The organism is Escherichia sp. KTE172 (assembly GCF_000408845.1).
In the GTDB taxonomy this organism is placed as follows: domain Bacteria; phylum Pseudomonadota; class Gammaproteobacteria; order Enterobacterales; family Enterobacteriaceae; genus Escherichia; species Escherichia coli.
The window spans coordinates 4,899,910-4,923,997 of the sequence record NZ_KE137316.1 but is presented as its reverse complement, the minus strand read 5'-3'; the positions used below and the strand labels follow the sequence as shown (position 1 = coordinate 4,923,997).

The window sequence follows — 24,088 nt, the reverse complement described above, 5'->3', positions numbered from 1 at the left end:
TTTACCTGATTAATTGTTCCGCTTTCGATACGATTTGCGAGCTGGATCGCGCAGGTAGATCATAATTGTAAATATCTGTACGATACTGGGTACGACCATCTGCACCAACAAAGGCCGTCAGGTAGTAGAGATTCACCGGAATCGACTGCCGAATATTGACGTAACGCGTATCGCCTTGCTTCAGCGCATCAGAAATACGTTTGTCATTCCATCCTGCATCCTGCAACAGCATATTCGCCAGATCGGAAGCTTTATTCACTCGTACACAGCCTGAGCTCAATGCGCGTGTATCACGCTTGAACAGATTGTGGTTCGGCGTGTCATGCAAATAAATGGCCTCTGAACTCGGCATATTGAATTTATAGCGCCCCAGCGAGTTCCGTGGGCCTGGAGCCTGCTGGAAGCGGAACGGTAAATTCGAGGCCGTGATTGTAGACCAGTCAACCTGCCATGGGTCAATCGCTTCTCTGCTGTTCCAGCCGCGCATCACCGTATAGCCATGGCTTTCGAGGTATCCCGGATCGTTGCGCACTTTCGGCAGAATATCTTTGCGTGCCAGAGTTGGTGGTACGTTCCACGGCGGGTTTACCACTACGTTGTTAAGTGCACTGCTCATCATCGGCGTTTTGCGATCGGGGCGACCGACAATGACTCGCGAATCCAGTACCTGATTGCCGTTCTGATAGTAGACCAGCGAATAGGCTGGAATGTTAACCATGATCCCGGTAGAAAGCTCTGTTGGCAGCAAGCGCAATCGCTGGATGTTGAGTGCCAACACGCCAGCACGCTGGGCGGGCGTTACGTTTAACCAGTCACGCGTTGCCGGGCCAATAGCGCCATCTGCTCCCAATCCTTGCCATGCCTGAAAACGTTTAACGGCTTCCACCAGTTCATTATCGTAGGCGGCACGAACGGCAGGCGCAGGTTTACTACGAGACGTCGTTTGCTTGTCCATCGGCTTAGTTTCTGCTGTTTCAACAGTAACAGCGGATGGGCTGACTACCGTGTCAGTTGGCGTGTCATCGCCAGGTAGAGTAATTTTCGGCCCCCCGTCCAACATGCCTGTGCGTTGCAATATTTCGCGCAACGCCGCTACGTCGTTACTCCACTGCCCTGGGCGCAACGTTGCTTTACCGGTCAGTTGAGGCCACGGTTTGGTGTCACTGAGTAAGGCCAGTAACGATTCATGCATCGCCGCATATTGCGGATGCTGCGGTGCCAGTCCTGCAACAAACGTCGGCAATTGACCTTTATCCAGCGCCAGCTGCCATTGGTTAATCACCGAAAGCGGCGGCGTTGCAAGCGCATAAGGTTTACTGCTATATAGCCAGCGAGTGCCTTTGACCGGAATATTTGCAATGAAATGGAGATAGCCCATCATCGCATCAGAGAGCACGACGTCGCGTGCCATCCCGTTAACACCAGGATCGGTCAGTAACTCTACCCATTTATTAAACTGCGGCTGGAAACCGGCAATCGCCACCTCTGCCAGCTGTTGCTGGAAGGCTTTAACAGCATCACGGTTTTCCCACATGGGTTGCATATCGCGTGCGGCATACAACAGTTGAAGCTGGTTAAGATAAACCGGCTTGTAACCTGCGGGTAATTGAGATTCGATTTGCGTGCGGGCTTTTTCTGCCGCACCTTCAGGCAATGGCTGGATCCCCGCCATTATTGCCGTGGCTTGCGCCTGCGGCAGTGCCTCGCCCTGTTCACTGACAGCCACCGGGCTGTCGCCAGGGATTACTTCAGGCTCATCGGCCTGCGCATTGAACAGTGGAGCGAATGTTACGGCCAGGCACAAACTGATTGCCGACAGCCGACGACCACACATCATATTAAGCAACATCCCTTGCCCCCTGTTTTTATCATACTCTGAATAGCCAGGCTGTTATTTTACGACTTGCCTGTACAACGCCAATACTCACGAAAGTATGACGAGCAAGCCTGTTACTCATCAGGCTTATCTTCAGTATATAAACGCCGATACGTTTTTACATAACCTAATGTAAAGAAGTTTAAAGAAAAGCGCGCCGTAATGTGCCACTTTTTTAGTGCAGAAACGGAGTTTTCGGAAAAAGAAAAGGCGGCATTGCTGCCGCCTTCATTTTAACTCGCCTGGGAAGGCGCTTCGTCACTTCCTGGAAGCGTTTCAGGGAGTTGCGGCGCAAATCCTCGCAGGCCGACGACGTGAACGTGTTCGGTATTCTGGAAGACTTTACGTACCAGTTTATAGGTGGTGCCTTTTTCCGGACTGATATTTTCCGGCGCTGCGATGATGAGCTGCATTTGCAAACGTTCACACAATTCAAACAGCGTGGCGATAGAACGGGCGTCCAGTCGCGCGGCTTCATCGAGGAACAGCAGGCGGCAAGGAGAGATATCTTTACCGCGCAGGCGGCGAGATTCATCTTCCCAGCTTTGTACCACCATCACCAGAATCGACATACCGGTACCAATCGCCTCACCGGTCGACAATGCACCAGACTCTGCGCGCAGCCAACCATCAGAACCACGGTTAACCTCAACTTCCATTTCCAGATAGTTGCGGTAATCCAGCAGTTCTTCGCCAATGGTCTGCGGCGTGCGCTGCCCCATATCAATCTGCGGATTAAGACGTTGATACAATTTCGCCAGCGCTTCCGAGAAGGTCAGACGGTTGCTGTTAAACAGATCCTGATGCTGCTCGTGCTGTTCAGAGAGCACATCCAGCAGCATGGCGTGCGTTTCACGCACGTTCACGTTCAGACGTACGCTGTTCACCTGACCAAACGATACGTTCTGCAAACCCTGGTTGAGCATACGGATACGGTTCTGTTCGCGCTGAATGGTTTTGCGAATAATGTTCGCCACGCTGCGGGAACTGATCGCCAGTTTCTGTTCACGGGAGGTTAACTCTTCGGTCAGACGGCTAAGTTCGATCTCCATCTGTTCGATAGCTTCCACCGGATCATCGGTACGAATAATATCCTGACGAATACGTTCACGCAGATGCTGATAAACCGCCACGAAGAACTGAATTTTACGTTCCGGACGTTTTGGATCTTCCGACATGCGCAGCACATCGCGCAGATGTTCGTTATCTGCCACTGCCAGACGCAGCGCACCTAACGCCTTATCCGACATGGAACGCAAATCATCAGCGGAGAGATAAGCCAGCTCACGACGGTGTAAGCGGCGCTCAACGCCGTTATCTTTCACCATGCGCATGACTGCACACCAGCCCGCTTTCGCGGTCACTACCTGCTCGCGCATCTCAAAGTAATCCCGCTCCAGCTTGCGCAGTTTGCGGGTCAGGTTGTCCATCTCTGCTTCGCAGAAGGTAAGCGCTTTTTCCAGTTGATTGCGGCGTGAACGGTTATTGCTCAGTTGCGCGTGCAGCTCGTCACGGCGAATACGCGCCCGCTCTTCTGCCCCGCTATCAGCTCGCACGCCGATATCCTGCAATTCACGTTGCAGATCATTGAGTAGCTCTTTTTTGGTGTCGTAAGAACTTTTCAGCGAAGCCAGCACCTGGTTGTACTGACTCAACTGCGCTGCGTGTCCGCGCAACGCTTCACGCGCGCGGGTACGCTCCGCTTCCGCCTGTTCCAGACGTTCACGCAGTTTTTCGTTGAGATCGCTGTTACCGCTAAGCATTTCTGCAGAGTCAGAGTAGCTAAAGTGCGCACGACGCTGCACCACTTCCGTCAGGGCAAACGCCTGCTGACGGGCATCGCGCTGCATCTGCTGAGAGTACGCGTAATCTTCTTTTAACTGTTCGAACTGTTCCGGGTCACTCTGCAATACCGAAACGATCGGTTCCAGTTTCGCCAGTTGATTACCGAACTGCTGAACAAAACGCGCGGCTTCCTGGGCTTCATCCAGACGTTCGCGGATTTCATCGACGCGATCTGCCAGGCTGTCATCAGCCAACAGGTTGAGACGCGGCAGAATGCGGTTCAGCGCCGTAACGCCCTCTTTCGCCTGCTCAAATTGAATACGCTGCTGCTGGTTATCATTTTCATGATTACTCAGCGCCCGCTCCAGTTCGACGCGACGGCTGTTCAGTTGACGGATTTCTGCTTCCGGGTCAGACTCAAACGCCACCGCCAGATGACTACCGATAAAGCGGCTGAACGCCTGATGCAGACGCTGGGTTTTCTGTACATCAAAGGAGAGCGTGGCGAAGCGTTCGGAAAGCACTTCACGCTCGGCATGGAGGCTTTCGATGCGGCTTTCGCGCGCCGCGCGTCCAAACAGCGGCACTTCCGGGAAACGTGAATAACGCCACTGACGATCGGCGATTTTCACCACTACCGCTTTTTCCAGCTCATCAACGCTGAACACGCTGTCATCGAATGACTGCGGATCCCCTTCGATCAGATAGAGATCTTCCGGGCAATCGGTCAAGCCTTCCAGGTGTTCGGTTACCTGTGACAGATCTGGCACCACAATGGCGTGGCGTGACGGGCCATACAGCGCCGAGAAGTACGGCGCATCTTCCAGGCTAACGTCGTCATAAATTTCTGACAGCAGCACGCCGCCAAAACGCTCCGCCAGCGCATTCAAACGCTGGTCTTCAGAACCACCTGGCTGGCTTAAACGTTCGATCTCTTCATCGACGGCGTTTTTGCGCGCGCCTACTTCATCGCGTTCAACAATCGCCTCGCGCTCACGCTCCAGCAACTGTTGCAGATATTCGGTGACGTCCTGGCTGGAGGAGAACTCTTCGCCGCACTGTTCGCTCAACTGGTTGAGACTGTTTTGCGCAGCCAGCCAAACCGGCGCACGCTGCATCAAACTCTGAATGCGAGACTGCAGCTGTTCCTGCTCCTGACGCAGTGCCATACGCTCTTCGCGGGCGTTAGACACGCTATCGGAAAGAGAGGCAATGCGCGCTTCCAGCTCCTGATGCAGAGCTTCCAGTTCATCAATATCAAAATTCTTGCCCTGACGTTTGCAGAAATCTGCCAGCAGGCGTTCGGCTTCTTGCTGCTCGCGCAGACGCTGTTCCAGTTCGCTTAAGCGCATCCGCAACGGTTGAACCTGCTCTGCCAGGTGACGCTGATCGACCCCTTCGCGCAGCAGTTCGCGAGCGACATCCCACGCCTCGTTACGCGCCAGCGGGCCGTTGATTGCCACCACCAGCTGATAAGCCTGCTCAAACTGGCTGTGCGCGGTTTGCGCCATGCTCATTTTCTGCTCAAGAGAGAGCATTTTTTCAGTCGCTTCCAGCTCTTTCGCCTGGAAGGTTTCCAGCCATTCGGCGGCGCTGTCGGCGGTTAAGTCCGGCAGATGGCACAGTTCTTTGGCACGATTAAGCGCAGCAACCGCCTGGTTATACTGGATCGCGCGCGTTTGCTGGACGTCCAGCGCCTGCTGATAGTCAGCAAGCTGGCTTTTCAGCTCGTCCACTTCCAGTTCGGCAGCTTCCGCACGAGCCTCGTTCTCTTCCTGGCGTTCGATGGCTTCTGCCACCACTTCGTTTTGCTCTTCCAGACGGATCTGCAGCTCATCGAGATCCGCTTCGTAACGTTCGATCTTCTCCTGCTGACGCAGTGCGGTTTGCACCAGGTTCAGGTGATCGCTGGCCGCCTGATAATCTGCTTCCAGATCGCCTTCGGCACCGTTGTGCTCTGCCAGCTCACGCGCCATATCGACGTGTTTGTACTGCTCAGCCGCCAGTTGCTGACGCGAAGTGTGTAGCTCGCGACGAAATTCCAGGGCTTTGTCGAGATGGACACGGCGCTCGTTGGCGTGACGCATGTAGTCCGCCGCCACGTAGTTGGTGGCTTCGCTGATCAGATGCTTAAACAGGTCACGGTCCGACTGGGTGACACGAATCGCTTCCAGCGTCATGCGGTTTTCGCGCAGCGCCGCTTCCATGTCCTGGAACGCTTTCCGCACGCCGCTGTTTTCCGGCAACAGGTAGTCGCGCAGAGAGCGCGTAATGGCGCTGGAGATCCCGCCGTACAGCGAAGCTTCGATCAGACGATAGAATTTGCTACGGTCAGACGCTGAGCGCAGACGACGCGCGATGATGCCCAGATCGAACATCAGCGAGTGGTAATCGGTAATGGAGTTGAACTGCTTAAACTGCACGCCTTCCATCGCCTCGAGCTTGTCTTTCAGCTCGTTCAGCGGCAGTACACGCGCCTGGCGTTCGTTGAGGGTTTCGGTCACCAGCTGCGTCGGCAGCACCGACATCGGCAGGCCCTGAATGGCAAACGGTTTGATATCGACTTTACGATCGCGTCCGGCAACCTGTTGCAGACGCACACCGACCACCACACGCTGGTGGCGCGAGTTAATGGTGTCGAGCATCGAATAACAGACACCCGCTTTCAGCTTACCGTGCAGACCTTTATCGCGCGAACCGCTGGTGGCCCCGGCTTCCGTGGTGTTACGGAAATGCAGCAGGGTCAGGTCGGGGATCAGCGCCGTAACGAACGCCGCCATTGTGGTGGATTTACCCGCCCCGTTACCGCCGGAGAGCGTCGTAACCAGCTCATCGAGGTCAAAAGTTCGGGCAAAAAAGCCGTTCCAGTTAATCAGCGTCAGTGAGCGAAATTTACCGCGTTCAATCATTATTCTTCCTCTCCGCTATCTGGCTGACTCTCTTCGGTTTCATCGTTGAGTTGCAGATGATTTTCAATCGGCATTGCTTCGCCATCACGAATCAGGCGACGCTGTGCTTCACGGGGATCGTCGCCAGCACGCACATCGGCTCCGAAGCGGAACACCGATTCGGTAATGCGGAACTTGCTGCTGTCGTGGCCCATAAACCACACCATACCCAAACGACGCAGACGGTTGAGCGAAGAACGTACTTTTTCCTGCAACTTCTGGCGGTCAACGTCTGAACCGGTTGAACGGTTGTTCACCAGTTTCAGCAGTTTCGCTTCATCGGCCAGGGTGAGCAGTTCGTCGTACAGTTCCTGCTGGGTGAAAATCCCCTCGTTCGCCAGCCGTTCCGGGCTGAGATAGAGATAACAGAGGATTTTCCCGACCATCATATCCAGTTCCGACAAGACGGAACGCGGGATAAGAGTGGTGGAACGTGGGCGTAAATAGAAGAACCCTTCCGGTGCACGAATAAGCTCAACGTTATAACGCGCGTAAAACTCTTCCAGATATTCCTGAAAATCCATCAGGAATGCATGATTATCCAGTTCGTCGAGGCCAATATGGCGGCCTGAACGTAAGGCGCTGTCCAGCGCCGGAAATAACGGATTCGCCAGCGCCTGCGCCAGCTTAACCGGCATCACTTGTTCAATATTTGTCGATGACATGCGCCTGTACCTTGGCTCCGTAATCATTAATCGGCTGCCATTTCGCTGGCAGTCCGGTGAAATCTGCTTGCGCTACGCCAAGACGTACCGCCTGATCAATAACAATGCGCGCAACGTCAAAGTGACGTGCACGCGGATACTGTGACAGATATTCGCGTACCACCAGACCAAGATCCAGCGGCACTTGTCTGGTTTTGTACACGGCAAGTTGTTCTTCAATGATCGCCGCCAGCTGTTCGCGGATCTCGTTAAACTCTTCGTACTCCAGATCCTCAGGAAGTTCTCCTGTCACTTCTTCATCGCGCAGAGCCATCTCTTCGTCACGCATATCCAGCAGACGATCGGCATTGGCATAAGTTAGCGCCCACGGCTCATCAAAATAGGTTTGTACCGACTGACGTAACCGCTGAGCAAAGACGCGGTTTTTATCCATATCGATCGCAGTACGAATAAATTTGTGTACGTGGCGGTCGTAGCCAATCCACAAATCGATGGATTGCTGGCCCCAGCTGATAATACGGTCAAGTTTGCTCTGCAGATCGAATACCAGACGATCGACAAAATGCAGATCGTCATGGGTCATCGTCGCATCCTGAATGCGTAACAGGTTGGCCTGCAATTTATCGCCTGCCGCTTCCAGCGTATCCTGCAATTCACGCAGCGTGCCGGAAGTTTCTGAAAGCAACAATTCACAGCTGGAAATCGCCGCCCGCCAGTCTTTGTTCAACAACTGGGCGATATCATCCTTCACCTGCTGCTGCTGTTCATCCATCAGACGTTGCGTCAGGTCGATACTGTCGAAAATTTCTGCTACCGAATATTTCAGTGGCGCATAAACATTACGGTGCCAGTGAAATTCATCACCGCCCTCTTCGGCGGCATCTGCTGCGCGTTTGAGCTCACCCGCCACAATCGACAATTGCATAGAAAGGCGCAGCGTAGAAAACTCGCGCTGACGAATGTAATAGTCAGTGATGCCAATGCCGAGCGGCGTCAGACGGTAAATTGCGTTCCCTTCCGCCTGCTCGCTGGTAAAGCGGTTCAGCAGACGTTGACGCACCATGTCGTTGATCGCGTTGTTGGCGCGCACGCCGATGGTTTCGCTGGTTTGCTCAAACGCATCACTCACATGGCGGAATGCATCCACCAGCTCGCCTTCACTCATCTCACCATCCAGACGCTCGCCGTTCAGCGTGGCAACCGCCAGCAGAAAAGAGAGTCGGTCTACCGGCAGCGAGATGGAGAAGTCATTTTTTCTGGCCCAGGCAACCAGTTCGGGGACTGTCTGGGAAAATTCACTCATACTTTATCCTTGCTCTGCGGTTTGCGCGCGGTGACATGAATATAACGCCCCAGGGTAATATACGGTTCCTGACGGCAATAACGCGTTTCTAATTCAAGTAATGCTTCATAGCAGTCGCGCTGCTGGTGCTTCTCGCGCAGATAATCATGAAACACGCGAACGCCTGTCTTACCCATAATTTGCCAACCAGCTTCTTCCAGCCACAGATAAACCTGCGCCGGGTCGCGTGGATAATCTGGCGAAAGCGTCCGTTTTTTCTTTTTCGGCATTCCCGCCTGCACGTAATCAAAATTCCCGGCGACCATGTTATGCATCAGCAAGCCGTGCGCATTGTAGAACATTAACGACAACACACCGCCTGGACGCAACACTGACCACAGGGTCTGTAATACGCTGCGGGGATCGGCCACCCACTCGAGCACCGCATGGAACAATATCAGATCAACGGGCGTTTCCAAATGCGAAGCAACATCCTGAGCGGCGCAATGTATAAATTGCATGTTGTCGCTCACACCTTTTGCTTCTGCCGCCTGTTTTGCGCGGTCGATCATCTGCGCAGAAAGATCGCATAAAATGACCTGATGCCCGCGCTCAGCCATTTTGATTGCGGTCTGCCCTTCTCCACCGCCAGCATCCAGCACACGCAGTTTTTGCGGGCCCATTTCCGCCAGCACGCGATCGAGATCCTGCCACAGAATAGCCTGTCGAAGCTGCCCTTTGGTGGTGCCGTAAATGTTACGGGAAAACTTTTCCGCAATATCATCAAAATTGCGATCCTGCATTGCTTTCTCCACCGGTTGGCTAAGACGTTTTCTGATAAAGACGCTATTTTGTCACAGCCACGGCGAGAATGAACCCGTCTGGTGTAATATCGCTGGCGATCCCTTGCTATATGGTTAAAAAAGGAACCAGAAAGGATGCTTTTTACACTGAAAAAAGTGATTGGCAATATGTTGCTGCCACTTCCGCTGATGTTGTTGATTATTGGCGCTGGCCTGGCGCTGCTGTGGTTTAGCCGTTTTCAAAAAACCGGGAAGATTTTTATTAGCATTGGGTGGCTGGCGCTCTTGTTATTGAGTTTGCAACCGGTAGCCGACCGCCTGCTGCGTCCCATCGAAAGCACCTATCCGACATGGAATAATTCGCAAAAAGTGGACTATATCGTGGTGCTCGGAGGTGGTTATACCTGGAACCCGCAGTGGGCACCAAGCTCGAATTTAATCAATAACAGTCTGCCCCGCCTGAATGAAGGTATTCGCTTATGGCGCGAAAATCCGGGATCAAAACTGATCTTCACGGGAGGCGTAGCAAAAACCAATACGGTGAGTACAGCGGAAGTAGGTGCCCGAGTTGCGCAATCGCTGGGCGTGCCGCGCGAGCAAATTATCACCCTGGATTTGCCAAAAGATACCGAAGAAGAAGCTGCGGCAGTGAAACAGGCGATTGGTGACGCCCCTTTCCTGCTGGTGACCTCCGCATCACATCTGCCGCGGGCGATGATCTTTTTTCAGCAGGAAGGGCTAAATCCGCTGCCAGCCCCGGCGAATCAGTTGGCCATCGACTCGCCGCTTAATCCGTGGGAACGGGCAATCCCTTCTCCGGTTTGGTTGATGCATAGCGATCGTGTTGGCTATGAAACGCTTGGCCGCATCTGGCAGTGGCTAAAAGGTTCGTCAGGCGAGCCACGGCAAGAGTGATTTTGATGCCAGATCGAAGTTGCGCCGACTAAATCGTCCGGTATTAACCAGTTGCGCAACTTCATCCCATAACACATACAACCAACGCCGCCAGATGAACGACTCCGCCACTGGCGCGCGTTGCAGGTAACTCCAGAGCAAATCTTCCGCCAGAGAATTATCCATTAGTCGGAACAGTTCATATTCTCGCGGTGCCCAAAGCATTAGTCCCGGCCCGACCATCGCCAGTAACTGATCGCTGCGCGAATCTTTCAGCATGCTGCGTAAACAGAAGTTACCGTGAATCAGCACACAATTGTCGTTAAAGCCTTCAAATAATGCCGGGAGACATTCGCGAGTACGAAACAGGATCCGCTTATCCTGCATCGTTAGACCGGTGTTATTGAACTGATTGAGCGTGGTCCATAGCACTTCAACATGTTGCCGGTACCATGAGGGCCAGAAATTTTCCTGAGTATTGTCGACCGCGCCGACGCAACCGCGACTGTCCTGACGGTGCCAGGCCAGTAAGGCTTCAACGATTTGATCTTTAAGCTGTTCCCAGCGTTCTGGTGTTCGGGCTGGTGCCTCCACCGAAACACCACGCATCCGCTCCAGTAGCAGGACATCGGGGCCAGGGTGTTCTTCATGCGTCATCACACCATAAATAATCGGCATACGGACAGTCCCACTTCTTGCCAGCATGGTGGTTTTCCATGCCAGTTGTCGGGCTTTTCCGGGCGTACTAAAGCTTCTTGCCATTAACGGCATTGGGTTTCCCTGGCTGTCATACAAAGCCCACAACGCCGTATCCGCTTTTTCATTGACGCACTCAATACGACTGAGTTTTTCGCCCAGTAAATGGCTTAATTCGGCACGCAGCTGTTCCATTCAGATTACCCTCATAAAAGCTACTGCTTTCATAATGAGCGCCAATATAAAAGATGTCACCTGAATGAGATCAATTGTTGAAAAGAAAAATTGAGGAAAATCGTAACGGTACGACACTCCTCCCAAAATTGGCTGGAGTGTCGTGAAGTGAAATTAGCGCATTTCAGCGCGAACGCGCTCGAGATCTTCAGGGGTATCCACACCTGTGCCAGGAACTTCCTGGGCGACAGCAACATGGATTTTTTCGCCGTACCACAGAACACGAAGCTGCTCTAACATTTCGATGTGTTCTAACGGACTTGGCTGCCAGTTGACGTAACGACGGATAAAGCCTGCACGGTAGCCATAAATACCAAGATGACGCAGGAAGTTATCGCCAACGGTTTCAAGGCCTTTTGCAAAACGATCACGATCCCAAGGAATGGTGGCGCGAGAGAAGTACAGTGCATACCCTTCAGCGTCGAGGACCACTTTCACCGCATTCGGGTTAAACGCTTCCTCCGCATTGTGGATTGGCACCGCCAGAGTCGCCATACCCACCTGACGCTGGGCGAGATTATCAGCAACCTGACGAATGATTGTCGCAGGGATCATCGGTTCATCCCCCTGCACATTAACGATCACCGTGTCGTCGCTGAATGCGCATTTTTCGACAACTTCCGCCAGACGTTCTGTTCCTGACTGATGATCGGCGCGCGTCATACATACTTCACCGCCAGCGGCTTCAACAGCGCGAGCAACATCCTCATGATCGGTTGCCACGATGATGCGCTCGGCACCTGATTCGCGCGCGCGTTCAAGAACATGAACAATCATGGGTTTGCCGTTAATATCAACCAATGGTTTACCGGGCAGACGCGTGGACGCGTAGCGCGCGGGAATAATGACCACAAAACTCATGATTTACTCTCATCAGCAGTCAGCACGCGGGCTTCCGTTTCCAGCAACACTGGAATGCCATCGCGCAGCGGGAAAGCCAGGTTGTCCAGTTTGCAAATAAGTTCTTGTTTTTCCTGGTTATACCAAAGTTTTCCGTTGCAAACCGGGCAGGCAATGATTTCAAGCAGACGATGATCCATAGTTCCTCCAGATGGATCGGGTTATGAATGCATAAATCTTATCATAATCATTTATGCGACGGGGTCTATTTCCCAGCCGGTGCGGCAATCAGTAAAGAGGCCTTGCGGGCAGCGTCCTAATGTCACCCGCGTTGCCTGCTGCCAGTTAGCGAAATCAGTAATCGCCTGACGTAACCCTTTTTGCAGCGTTGTCGTTGGTTTAATGCCTTCCTGTAACCACAGAGAGATAACTTCAAGGATGCCTGTCTGGCGATGCATTTTGGCATCCATTCGCCCAACTAATTGCCCACGATGTAATAACGGCAGAACAAAATAGCCATACTGGCGTTTCGGCGCTGGGGTATAGCACTCCAGCCGGTAGCTAAAATCAAAAAGCTGCTCTGCGCGTTTGCGATCCCAGACAACAGGATCAAAAGGCGAAAGTACCGCGCTGTGCGTTGCAGTGAGCTTTCCGGCCAGCGCACGCTCGAGTAGCGGCAGCAAATCAGCATGCAGCCAAAGATTGCCCAATTTTTCAACATGCACAGCAATGATTTGCTGCTGTTCAGCCCTCGCTTCGCGCCACGCCGCCAGTGCCGGACGTTTCAGCCGATAGTAATCTGCCAGCCACTGTTCGCGGAATATTCCCAGGCTACGCGCACTGTTATCCAGCATGATGATTTCTGCTTCTGTTTGCGAAACGAGATCGCGCTCATCATCCCAGTCAGGCATGACTCGGTGGGTTAAATCATAAACGCGCTGGAAGTTGCGCCGTTCAATCACCATCACCTTTCCGGCAGTAAATAAACCTTCCAGATGCCGTTTATGCGGCTTCCATTCCCACCAGCCGCTTGCACCTTTACGAGGATGCTCAAAATCGGCTGAACGTACCGGCCCCTTATCATGAATATGCTGAATTAACTGTGCAATTTCCGCCTCATGTTCCTGCATCCAGGCGTCTTTGTATTTCCAGCCCATTTTTTCAGGTGCCAGCATGCGGTGGCGAATAAGACGAAAGTCGCTACGCGGCATAAAGCAGGCTTCATGCGCCCAGTATTCCATTAATTCGCCACGCGCCAGAGACTCATCCAGCCACTGGGCAGGATAATTTCCCAGACGACTGAAAAGCACCAGATATGGACTACGGGCAACAATATTAATGGTATCGATTTGCAGCAAGGACATTCGGGAGATCGTTGCCGGAATATCCTCCAACGACGCTCGACGGCGGGGTTTGTTTAACAGGCCTTGCGCGGCGAGGTGAAGATTACGCGCATCAGCAAGAGAGAGGTGCGGCAGCGACATTCATGACTCCATCAATCGAACGCTGCCGCGGCGTAACTAGTTGCCAGAAGCCAGCGAGGTTAGTTGCGCAAGCAGTTTCGCTGGTTCATCACCTGAAAGCTGTGCGTCTACAGGCAAATACCACCAATTTTCTTCTGCAAAGGCCCGGCATTTCACCGCATCTTTTTCAGTCATTACCAGCGTTTGCCCGGCGCTTACCAACGCGCTGACATCCGCATGATTCAAAGACTGATGATCGGCCAGCGGTACACATTTTTCCGGTTGTACGCCGCACATCTTCAGCGTGGCAAAAAAGCGCGGCGGATGTCCAATCCCCGCCATCGCCACTACATGTTCAAGCTGAGCAACGTCACAACGCATACCGGTACGTAAATTCACCGCCTGACCCGGCAGCAGATGCATGGGGATTTCACCGCTGCGTGGGACACCGCCGTTGACGATTACCGCATCAACCGACTTTAAGCGCCCCGCTCGCTCACGCATTGGCCCCGCCGGCAACCACCAGCCATTGCCAAAGCGACGCACACCATCAACAACGACAATTTCCACATCACGCGCCAGACGGTAATGCTGTAAACCGTCGTCGGTTACGATGATCTGCACATCAGGGTGTTGCGCCAGAATGGCTTTTACCGCATCAGAACGCACGGGAGAAACCGCAACGGGCGCGCCAGTGCGTTGATAAATCAACACAGGTTCATCACCCGCCTGTGCTGTGGTGGTATCTGCCGACAATAACAGCGGATAAGATTCAGCCTTACCACCATATCCCCGCGATACTACCCCCACGCGAATACCGCGCTGTTGCAGCTGTTCCACCAGCCAGACAACGACCGGGGTTTTTCCATTGCCGCCTGCGGTGAGATTACCAACCACGACAACCGGTACGGGGGCACGCCAGGCGCGCTTCAGTTTTAGTTTATAGCAAAGACGGATCGCGCCACTCACCAGGCCATACAACCAGGAGAGTGGCAGCAATAGCCGCCACAAAGGGGATTCACCAGACCAGATTTTTTCGATCATTGGCCAAACTGCATTTTGTGAAGTTGCGCGTAAACGCCACGGTGCTCAAGCAAATCGTTATGCGTACCGCGTTCCACAATGACACCATCCTCGACGACCACGATTTCGTCTGCCTTTTCAATGGTAGACAAGCGGTGGGCAATCACCAGAGAGGTACGGTTTTTCTGCAACTCATCCAATGCCGCCTGAATCGCACGTTCAGATTCGGTATCCAGCGCCGAGGTAGCTTCGTCCAGAATCAGAATCGGGCTATCACGCAACAAGGCTCGAGCGATGGCAATACGCTGACGCTGACCGCCAGAGAGCAGCACGCCGTTTTCACCAATCACTGTATCGAGACCGTTATCCATCTTATTGATGAAGTCCATGGCGTAGGCCATACGCGCCGCTTCTTCAATTTGCTCACGGCTGTACTGTTCAGTCCGTGCGTAAGCAATGTTGTTAGCAACAGTATCGTTAAACAAATGGACATTCTGCGACACCAGAGCAACCTGGTTACGTAACGACGCCAGGGTATACTCGCGCAGATCGTGACCATCCATCAGGATTTCGCCTTCATCAATATCGTAAAAACGCGTGATCAGGCTGGCGATGGTTGATTTACCCGAACCAGAGCGTCCAACCAGAGCAACCGTCTTCCCTGCCGGAATTTTCAGGTTGATGTTACGCAATGCGGGTACGTCACGTCCCGGATAAGTAAAGGTGACATTGCGGAATTCCACGTCGCCAGTCGCACGCTCGATCACGCGCTTACCTTCGTCTTTCTCCTGCTCACTGTCCAGAATGGTAAACAGCGTCTGACAAGCCGCCATACCGCGCTGGAACTGGGCGTTAACGTTGGTCAGCGATTTCAGTGGACGCATCAGTGCAATCATTGAAGAGAAAACAACGGTAATCGTACCGGCAGTCAGGTTATCCATAACACTTGGGAAGCTCGCCGCATACAGAACAAACGCCAGCGCCAAAGAGGCGATCAGCTGAATGATCGGATCAGAGATGGAAGAGGCTGAAACCATTTTCATCCCCTGAAGACGCATTCGGTTACTGACTTTATCGAAGCGTTTCGTTTCCACTTCCTGACCACCGAAAATCAATACTTCTTTGTGGCCCTTCAGCATTTGTTCTGCGCTGGTGGTCACCTGCCCCATGGTGTTCTGCATGTTTTTACTGATGTTACGAAAACGCTTCGATACAACGCGAATCGCAATCGAAACAATCGGTGCCAGCACAATCAAAATGATCGACAGTTGCCAGCTGTAATAGAACATCATGATGAACAGGCCGATGATCGACGCACCTTCACGCACAACAGTAATCAGTGCGCCGGAAGAAGAAGAAGCAACCTGTTCGGAATCGTAGGTGATACGTGACAACAGCGTACCCGTTGACTGTTTGTCAAAAAATGAAACAGGCATTCCCATCATGTGACCAAACAGGCGGCGACGCATAGTCATTACCACCTTTCCTGATACCCAGGAGATACAGTAGCTGGAGACATAGCTGGTGATACCACGTAAAATCATCAGCCCGATCACCACCAGCGGCATCCACACCAGCACGGAGCGATCTGTTTTACCAAAGCCATCATCAAGAAGTGGCTTAAGGAGCGATAACATGAAGGTATCGCTGGCTGCGTTGAGGATTAACGCTACGCCCGCCACGATCAGACCCGCTTTAAAAGGCGCAATGGTTGGCCACAGTCGGCGGAATGTCTGCCACGTAGAGAGATCTTTGTCGTTATGCATTCAAAAAACCAGCATTTGTTGAAATAGCCGCATATTCTACCCGTTATCCACTGGCACGCCAAACCACTGATGATACCAACGAGGTAAAATTTGCTCTCTGAGGCTGCTAATCCGCCAGCCTTGCGCTGAAAAATTGACCGTCACTTGACCCTGATGTGGAGTATCAAGCCACTTATAACCTTGTTGTTGATAGCGATGCTTAACTTTGTTGGAGGGCAATCGCCATGCGTTATAGCGCGATGCCGATGCGAGTGCCACTTTTCCATTCACTCGCTGAATTAATGGCAACGATGATGAGGTATTACTGCCATGGTGAGGTACCTGAAGCAATGTTGCCTGCACTTGCTGCCAGTAACGGCTTAGCATCTTTTGTTCAGCGGGGGCTTCAATATCACCGGTTAGAAGAATGCTATTCGTCCCGTCATCAACCTTAACCACACAGGAATGGTTATTTCCTTTATCGTTGCTAGCTTGTAAAGGCCAGTGCGCGCTGAAACGCAATCCTTGCCATTGCCACGCTTCGCCACGCACACAGGGCTGATGATGTTCCCAGTTTAACGGACTTCTGATCCATAACATCGGCCATGTGTGCAATATTGAGTCCAGCCCTCCCCGGTGATCCAGATGTTCATGACTCAGAATAACGCCTTCCGGTTCAAGATTATGCCAGTGGAGCCAGGGGATAATCAGTTGTTGCCCACTATCCCCTTCGGGCCAGGCCAGTCCCGTGTCATAGAGAATCGCTTTGCCGTTTCTGGCTATCACCATTGCCAGCCCTTGCCCGACATCAAGCATGTACACTTGCCACTCGTCAGGTCGAGGTTTTTGCCACAGCGGCCAGCACATCAGCAAGCCTCCAGCCACACACATTGCTGGCAACGTTCGCCAGGCGTTTAATCGCCATACCACCAGTAAGAACCATGGGGAAAATGTTAGCCATTGCCAACGTTCAGCAATGTTGATCCACCCTTCCGGCAAACTCTTTAACCCCCAGAAAAGTAAAGCCAAAGACCGGTCGGCAAGAAACCATAACCCCTGTTCCAGGATTAACGGCCCGCTTAAATGCACAACCATCGCGGCGAGGATCAATGGAACCGTGATAAATGTCACCAGGGGAATTGCAAATAGATTTGCAATAAACGAGGTCAGACTAATGCCATGAAATATGACGATTTGCACGGGCATAAGCAGGAGGGTGATTCCCAGCTGCAGATGGATGAGGGAAACAACCGCGCGCAATACCGGCGGCAGTTGCCACTCCGGACAGGGAAACCACTGATACCAAAAAATCAGTGCCGCGACCGCAGCGGCAGAGAGCCATAAACTTTGCGAGAGAATGGCAACAGGATCCATCAACAAAATTGCCGCCAGACAACATATCCATACATCCCAGCCACTCCATTGTCGCCCACTTAACTTAAGCATTCCCCACATGGCAAGCGCCACCACGGTACGCAATGCAGGAGGTTGCATCCCAGTCAGCCAGGCATAAAAAGCAGCACAGCAGATTCCGCCAATTAATGGCATTTGCCATTGGATCCAGCGCCCGGGCAGAAAAACTTGCCCACCGCGAATGAGTCCGGCAGCCAGCAACGCCGCAAAAGCGATATGCAATCCCGATATCGCCATTAAATGCGCCGTTCCAGTATCGCGCATGATATTTTTGATTTCTTTGGGAACGGATAACCGTTCCCCCATACCTAAACCAAGAATAACCGCATTCCACATATAGGGTTGCAGCGTTGTTTGTAATGACGCCAGATACTGTGCACGCAGGCTACAATTCGGTTCAATGACACTTGCCTGCAGAAATCGGCCGGTGAGCGGCTGATGCTGGGCAATGGCATAACGCTGGCTATCAAAGCCGCCATCATTAAGTTGACCATGAACTGCACGAACTTTGAGTTTCATTGACCACAGTTGTCCAGCACAAACCGCTTGCGGAAGATATTCGCCATACAGCACGAGGCCTGGCGCAGGGAATATACGTCGACCTTGTAGATGAGTAATTTGACCGTAATGAGTGGTCATACCGTCAGTAGCAGTGATCTCAACAATTGCATCCTGCGTCGCGCCAGTTAAGGTTTCTCCTGCCCACAAAATTTGCTTTGCTGCTAATATGCCCCAAACGAAAAACAGCAACGTCAGCGCGATATAACGGACAGTTTTAAAAGGGATAAATACCAGTACGCAGGCGAAGACGGTCAGAGACGCAAGGGTTAATGTCCCAGGCAATTGGGGCAAAATCAGCAACGGAAAAATTCCGCAAATTATGCATACGCCGACTGTCGTTATTTTCATGCACCCCTCCCTGTTTATGGAAAGTGTGCAACTTTGTTGAGCGGTTGTCTGGTGGGAATTTTGCGTTCCCCGAGGCACGTTCAGAAGAATTTAACGAGAGGGTGAAAACTGCTCAAAACTCTGCGAGGCAGCTTCCAGTTCCAGATTAGAGAAATGAAAAAAGCACCCGACAGGTGCTTTTCTCGCGTTCAAGTTTGAGTAAAAACTTAACCGTAAATATTGGCGCGATCGCGCAGTTCTTTACCTGGTTTAAAGTGAGGAACGTATTTTCCTTCCAGTTCTACTTTATCGCCAGTCTTCGGATTACGTCCGGTACGTGGTGCGCGGTAGTGCAAAGAGAAACTGCCGAAACCGCGGATTTCAATACGCTCGCCCTGCGCAAGAGTCGAGGCCATATGCTCCAGCATCTCTTTTACTGCATCTTCAACCGTCTTGGCGGGAATGTGCGATTGCTGGGTGGCAAGTCTTTCTATCAATTCTGACTTGGTCATGATTCCTCCGGTTCCTTAAAGGCAAATTAAGCGGCTGCTGTTGCTGCATTGATTAAGGGCGGCCGTAGCCGCCCTTAGTGCTTGATTACAGGACGAAACCTGCAATCTGTCAAGTAAACTCAACAAACTTCGGAATAAAAATCCCGAAGAGTCAGAGAATTACTCGCCTTTAGCTGCTTTGAAAGCTTCAGCCATTGCGTTGTTGGAGAAGTTTGCATCTTCCTGTTTGTTAACAGTTGCGATTGCATCTTTCTCGTCAGCTTCGTCTTTCGCACGAACAGACAGGCTGATTGCGCGGTTTTTACGATCAACGCCGGTGAATTTAGCTTCAACTTCGTCGCCAACGCTCAGAACCAGGGTAGCGTCTTCAACGCGGTCACGGGATGCTTCAGAAGCACGCAGGTAACCTTCAACGCCGTCAGCCAGTTCTACGGTTGCGCCTTTAGCGTCAACTGCAGTTACTTTACCGGTTACGATAGCGCCTTTCTTGTTCAGAGCAACCCAGTTGTTGAACGGATCTTCTGCGAGCTGTTTAACGCCCAGGGAGATACGTTCACGTTCTGCGTCAACCTGCAGAACAACTGCAGCGATTTCGTCGCCTTTTTTGTATTCACGAACTGCTTCTTCGCCTGCAACGTTCCAGGAGATGTCAGACAGGTGAACCAGGCCGTCGATGCCGCCGTCCAGGCCGATGAAGATACCGAAGTCAGTGATAGACTTGATTTTACCTTCAACACGGTCACCCTTGTTGTGGGTTTCCGCGAACTGCTGCCACGGGTTAGCTTTGCACTGTTTCAGACCCAGGGAGATACGACGACGTTCTTCGTCGATATCCAGAACCATAACTTCCACTACATCGCCAACGTTAACAACTTTGGACGGGTGGATGTTTTTGTTGGTCCAATCCATTTCGGAAACGTGTACCAGGCCTTCAACGCCTTCTTCGATTTCAACGAAGCAGCCGTAGTCGGTCAGGTTGGTCACGCGACCAGTCAGTTTGGTACCTTCCGGATAACGTTTAGCGATAGCTACCCACGGATCTTCGCCCAGCTGTTTCAGGCCCAGGGATACACGGGTACGTTCGCGGTCGAACTTCAGCACTTTAACAGTGATTTCATCGCCAACGTTGACGATTTCGCTCGGATGCTTAACGCGTTTCCAGGCCATGTCAGTGATGTGCAGCAGGCCGTCAACGCCGCCCAGATCAACGAATGCACCGTAGTCAGTGAGGTTCTTAACGATACCTTTAACTTCCATGCCTTCCTGCAGGTTTTCCAGCAGCTGATCGCGCTCTGCGCTGTTTTCGGATTCGATAACGGCACGACGAGAAACAACAACGTTGTTGCGCTTCTGATCCAGCTTGATTACTTTGAATTCAAGCTCTTTGCCTTCCAGGTGCAGAGTGTCACGCACCGGACGAACGTCTACCAGAGAACCTGGCAGGAACGCACGAATACCGTTCAGCTCAACAGTGAAGCCGCCCTTAACTTTGCCGTTGATAACACCGGTAACAGTTTCAGCATCTTCGTAAGCTTTTTCCAGCGTGATCCAGGCTTCGTGACGTTTAGCTTTTTCACGGGACAGCAGAGTTTCACCGAAGCCGTCTTCTACTGCGTCCAGAGCAACGTCAACTTCGTCACCTACCTGGATTTCCAGCTCGCCCTGGGCGTTTTTGAACTGCTCAGCCGGGATGGCGGACTCAGATTTCAGACCAGCGTCAACCAGTACTACGTCTTTGTCGATAGCAACAACAACGCCACGAACGATAGAACCCGGGCGGGTTTCGATTTCTTTTAAGGACTCTTCAAAGAGTTGAGCAAAAGATTCAGTCATGTTTAATCTTCAGGTTTATATTTAACGTCCACCTGGCTCCATGCCGGATGGGGTTGTTTAACATACCCGCTGTCATTCCATTGCAACGGGGGTACTGCAAATTCGGTCGCTTATGCGAGAGCCAATTTCTGGCGCGCGTATTGTAGCGCTTTTTCAATCACTTGCTCAATGCTTAAGGTGGTGGAATCCAACACTAAAGCATCGGCTGCCGGAACCAGTGGCGCTACCGCTCGGTTACGATCGCGGTCGTCGCGTTCTTTGATCTCGGCCAAAAGGCGCTCAAAGTTAACACTAAAGCCCTTCTCCTGCAACTGTAGCATGCGGCGATGCGCACGTTCTTCCGAGGAGGCGTCAAGGAAAATTTTCACTGGCGCATCAGGGAATACCACCGTTCCCATATCGCGGCCATCGGCAATCAAGCCTGGTAATTCGCGAAACGCGCGTTGGCGACGCAATAATGCTTCACGAACGCGTGGGAATGCCGCGACTTGTGAAGCAGCATTCGCCACTTCCTGAGTACGAATTTCGCCGCTGACATCTTCCCCTTCGAGGATCACTTCCAGATTGCCATTGGTCGACACAAAACGTACATCCAGATGGGATGCCAGCGGCACCAGCGCATCTTCCGATGCAACATCAACATGGTGATGTAATGCCGCCAGTGCCAGTACGCGATAAATTGCACCCGAGTCCAGCAGATGCCATTGCAACGCTTCCGCCATAGCCTTACACAAGGTGCCTTTCCCTGCACCGCTTGGGCCATCAATGGTAATAACCGGGGCAATTGCCGTCATCTTTATCTCCTTAAAACAGGCGTACCGTTAACATAACCGCGCGCATTATACGCGCCGACGCCACAAATCGTTAACGTTGTGTGCAAAAACCAGTTTTGTCTGTATTCAGATGGGGATTTATTGCGCAATTATAGCGGGCTGGCAGAAGACCAGCCCGAAAGATGACAATGATTTACTTACCAGAGGCGATACGATCACGGATGTGTTGCGCACGCTCTGTTGATGGTGGGTGAGAGTCAAACATGGACTGGGTACGACCGCCATCCAGGCTGGCCAATTTTTCAAAGCTGCCAACCAGCCCCTGGGTGCTGATGCCACGTTTCTTCAACAGATCAAAGGAGAAATCATCTGCTTCGGACTCTTTATCGCGGGAGTATTTAGCATTGATCGCGCCTTCTGCGATATCACCTAATTGTGAGCGAGAAAGCTGGGAAGCCACACCGCTGGTAGCGGAAATCGCATCACGTGCGGCAACGATCGCATAAGAAGCTTTCATTTCAGCCAGCGAGTGACCCAACGCGACGTGGCCCAGTTCATGACCCAGAACGCCTTCAATTTCGTTGTCGTTCATCATGTCCATCAGGCCACTGTAGACACGAACACAGCCGTTCGCCATCGCCCATGCGTTGACGTCGCTGGTCATATAAACCTTATAGTTGACCGGCGTGCCATTAATATTGTTACCCAATGCTTTGGCGATTTTTGCCAGACGTTTACCGTACTTGCTGGATTTACTTGCGACTTGATTGCCGCTGTCCATTTCGGCACAGCCCTGATTGGCGATTGCTTTAGCATCAGCATCGCTTAATGTTGCGGCTTTATAAGCATTCAGACCTGAGCTGATAGCCAAATCGGTATTAATACCGTGCGTATTCTGACATCCTGTCAGTAAGGCTGCAGAGGTCGCAATCGCCAGCAATAATTTAGTATTCTTCATGTGAATCATCCGTTGATTAATTATATATAAACATTATGTATCAACAAGTTACATTGATAATTAACGCTACCATTAATAAAAATACCCCACAAGGTCCGAAAAAAAACGCCGGCAATGTGCCGACGTCTTTGAAAAGAAAGGATTGTCTATGTTATCGCCCGTTATTCATTCAGCCGGGTTGACTTATCCGCGCCAATTGCTCGAAATAGTCTGGAAAAGTTTTAGCGGTACATTTTGGATCAAGAATCGTCACAGCCGTATCTGATAATGCGACCAGCGAGAAACACATCGCCATCCGGTGATCATTGTATGTTGCGATCTCGGCAAAGTTCAGTTTTTCCGGTGGAGTGATACGAATGTAATCGTGCCCCTCTTCTACTTCCGCACCAACTTTACGCAGTTCTGTTGCCATCGCAAACAGGCGATCGGTCTCTTTAACACGCCAGTTATAGATATTGCGCAGCGTGGTGGTGCCTTTTGCAAATAACGCCGCCGTGGCAATGGTCATCGCCGCATCAGGAATATGGTTCATATCCATATCAATAGCGTTCAGTTCACCCCGCGTGCAGGAAATATAATCATCGCCCCAGCAAATGGTCGCGCCCATTTTTTCCAGCACATCAGCAAAGCGAATATCACCCTGCATACTGTTGCGTCCAATGCCGGTCACTTTTACAGTACCGCCTTTGATTGCTGCTGCTGCCAGGAAGTAAGAAGCGGAAGATGCATCGCCTTCGACCAAATAAGTACCCGGAGACTGATAAGACTGCCCGCCTTTAACGACAAATTGTTGATAGTGCTGATTTTCAATTTCAACACCAAACGTCTTCATCAGATTGAGTGTGATGTCGATGTAAGGTTTAGAAACCAGATCGCCTTTAATACGAATCACCGTATCTTCCGGCGCAAGAGGCGCAGTCATTAACAGTGCGGTGAGGAACTGGCTGGAAACGGAGCCATCAACTTCAACGTTGCCGCCAGTAAAGCCGCCCTGTAAACGCAATGGTGGATAATTTTCTTGTTCCAGGTAAGTGATCTTCGCCCCGCCCAGGCGCAGCGCATCCACCAGATGACCAATGGGGCGTTCTTTCATACGCGGTTCACCGGTCAGCACAATATCATTGCTACCCAGACAAAGAGCTGCCGCCAGCGGACGCATTGCCGTTCCGGCGTTACCGAGGAACAACTCCAGGGCACCTTCTGCGTGTAATGGACCGCCGTTACCGATGATTTCGCAACGCGTACGATCAGCTGAAAGCGTATAGCTTACCCCTAACGCTGCTAATGCATTCAGCATATGGCGCACGTCATCGCTATCCAGCAGATTGGTTAATACTGTTTTGCCGTGTGCTAATGCCGCCAGCAATAAAGCGCGGTTAGAAACGCTCTTGGAACCGGGCAGATTAATAGTGCCATCGACACGAGCGATGGGTTGTAACGTCAGGGATTCCATGAAC

At 52.0% G+C, this 24,088-nt stretch carries 18 protein-coding genes; 1 reads left to right on the top strand and 17 read right to left on the bottom strand.

Annotated features, from left to right (window positions below; all coding sequences use genetic code 11):
• Position 1: 1 nt before the first annotated feature.
• From ldtD to cmoM, 5 genes are all read right to left on the bottom strand, one after another.
• Positions 2-1,849, bottom strand: a complete 1,848-nt coding sequence (gene ldtD / locus G434_RS01195; protein ID WP_000925988.1) for a L,D-transpeptidase — start codon at positions 1,847-1,849, stop codon at positions 2-4.
• 260 nt (positions 1,850-2,109) lie between these two features.
• Positions 2,110-6,570 (bottom strand): chromosome partition protein MukB, encoded by a 4,461-nt coding sequence (gene mukB / locus G434_RS01200; protein ID WP_000572624.1) that lies wholly within the window; start codon positions 6,568-6,570, stop codon positions 2,110-2,112.
• Positions 6,570-7,274, bottom strand: a complete 705-nt coding sequence (gene mukE, locus G434_RS01205; RefSeq protein WP_001295931.1) for a chromosome partition protein MukE — start codon at positions 7,272-7,274, stop codon at positions 6,570-6,572. The genes mukB and mukE overlap by 1 nt, the downstream gene beginning before the upstream one ends.
• Positions 7,255-8,577 (bottom strand): chromosome partition protein MukF, encoded by a 1,323-nt coding sequence (mukF, locus tag G434_RS01210; protein ID WP_001288850.1) that lies wholly within the window; start codon positions 8,575-8,577, stop codon positions 7,255-7,257. Before mukF ends, mukE begins: the two co-directional genes overlap by 20 nt.
• The gene (cmoM, locus tag G434_RS01215) at positions 8,574-9,359 is read right to left on the bottom strand and encodes a tRNA uridine 5-oxyacetic acid(34) methyltransferase CmoM (RefSeq protein WP_001298300.1); all 786 of its coding nucleotides are present in this window, start codon (positions 9,357-9,359) and stop codon (positions 8,574-8,576) included. The genes mukF and cmoM overlap by 4 nt, the downstream gene beginning before the upstream one ends.
• Before the next feature lie 135 nt (positions 9,360-9,494).
• Between cmoM and elyC the strand changes: the two genes are divergently transcribed.
• Positions 9,495-10,274, top strand: a complete 780-nt coding sequence (gene elyC / locus G434_RS01220) for an envelope biogenesis factor ElyC (protein WP_000899600.1) — start codon at positions 9,495-9,497, stop codon at positions 10,272-10,274.
• Here elyC and G434_RS01225 read toward each other — a convergent pair.
• From G434_RS01225 to aroA, 12 genes are all read right to left on the bottom strand, one after another.
• Positions 10,251-11,144, bottom strand: a complete 894-nt coding sequence (locus G434_RS01225) for a YcbJ family phosphotransferase (RefSeq protein ID WP_000436907.1) — start codon at positions 11,142-11,144, stop codon at positions 10,251-10,253. The two genes, elyC and G434_RS01225, sit on opposite strands and share 24 nt — an antisense overlap.
• Positions 11,145-11,297: 153 nt before the next feature.
• Positions 11,298-12,044: a 3-deoxy-manno-octulosonate cytidylyltransferase gene (gene kdsB / locus G434_RS01230; RefSeq protein ID WP_000011612.1), complete on the bottom strand. Its 747-nt coding sequence runs from the start codon at positions 12,042-12,044 to the stop codon at positions 11,298-11,300.
• Positions 12,041-12,223, bottom strand: coding sequence for a protein YcaR (ycaR, locus tag G434_RS01235; RefSeq protein WP_000350058.1), 183 nt, complete (start codon positions 12,221-12,223; stop codon positions 12,041-12,043). The genes kdsB and ycaR overlap by 4 nt, the downstream gene beginning before the upstream one ends.
• Positions 12,224-12,274: 51 nt before the next feature.
• Positions 12,275-13,507, bottom strand: coding sequence for a crosslink repair DNA glycosylase YcaQ (gene ycaQ / locus G434_RS01240; RefSeq protein ID WP_000056536.1), 1,233 nt, complete (start codon positions 13,505-13,507; stop codon positions 12,275-12,277).
• A 36-nt stretch (positions 13,508-13,543) separates the two neighbouring features.
• Positions 13,544-14,530 (bottom strand): tetraacyldisaccharide 4'-kinase, encoded by a 987-nt coding sequence (gene lpxK / locus G434_RS01245; protein WP_000570555.1) that lies wholly within the window; start codon positions 14,528-14,530, stop codon positions 13,544-13,546.
• Entirely contained in the window at positions 14,527-16,275 is a 1,749-nt protein-coding gene (gene msbA / locus G434_RS01250; RefSeq protein WP_000551266.1) for a lipid A ABC transporter ATP-binding protein/permease MsbA, read from the bottom strand. Before msbA ends, lpxK begins: the two co-directional genes overlap by 4 nt.
• Before the next feature lie 36 nt (positions 16,276-16,311).
• Positions 16,312-18,576 carry a ComEC family protein gene (locus G434_RS01255; protein ID WP_000705724.1) on the bottom strand — a complete coding sequence of 755 codons (2,265 nt, stop codon included), beginning with the start codon at positions 18,574-18,576 and terminating at the stop codon, positions 16,312-16,314.
• Positions 18,577-18,782: 206 nt separating this feature from the next.
• Positions 18,783-19,067, bottom strand: a complete 285-nt coding sequence (gene ihfB / locus G434_RS01260; RefSeq protein ID WP_000167336.1) for an integration host factor subunit beta — start codon at positions 19,065-19,067, stop codon at positions 18,783-18,785.
• 159 nt (positions 19,068-19,226) lie between these two features.
• On the bottom strand, positions 19,227-20,900 hold the full coding sequence (gene rpsA / locus G434_RS01265; RefSeq protein WP_000140327.1) for a 30S ribosomal protein S1: 1,674 nt from the start codon (positions 20,898-20,900) through the stop codon (positions 19,227-19,229).
• A gap of 110 nt (positions 20,901-21,010) precedes the next feature.
• A complete protein-coding gene (gene cmk / locus G434_RS01270) occupies positions 21,011-21,694 on the bottom strand; it encodes a (d)CMP kinase (RefSeq protein WP_000125016.1) in 684 nt (227 codons plus the stop codon).
• A gap of 172 nt (positions 21,695-21,866) precedes the next feature.
• Entirely contained in the window at positions 21,867-22,631 is a 765-nt protein-coding gene (gene ycaL, locus G434_RS01275) for a metallopeptidase YcaL (protein WP_001305926.1), read from the bottom strand.
• Positions 22,632-22,800: 169 nt separating this feature from the next.
• Entirely contained in the window at positions 22,801-24,084 is a 1,284-nt protein-coding gene (aroA, locus tag G434_RS01280) for a 3-phosphoshikimate 1-carboxyvinyltransferase (protein ID WP_000445212.1), read from the bottom strand.
• Positions 24,085-24,088 lie beyond the last annotated feature (4 nt).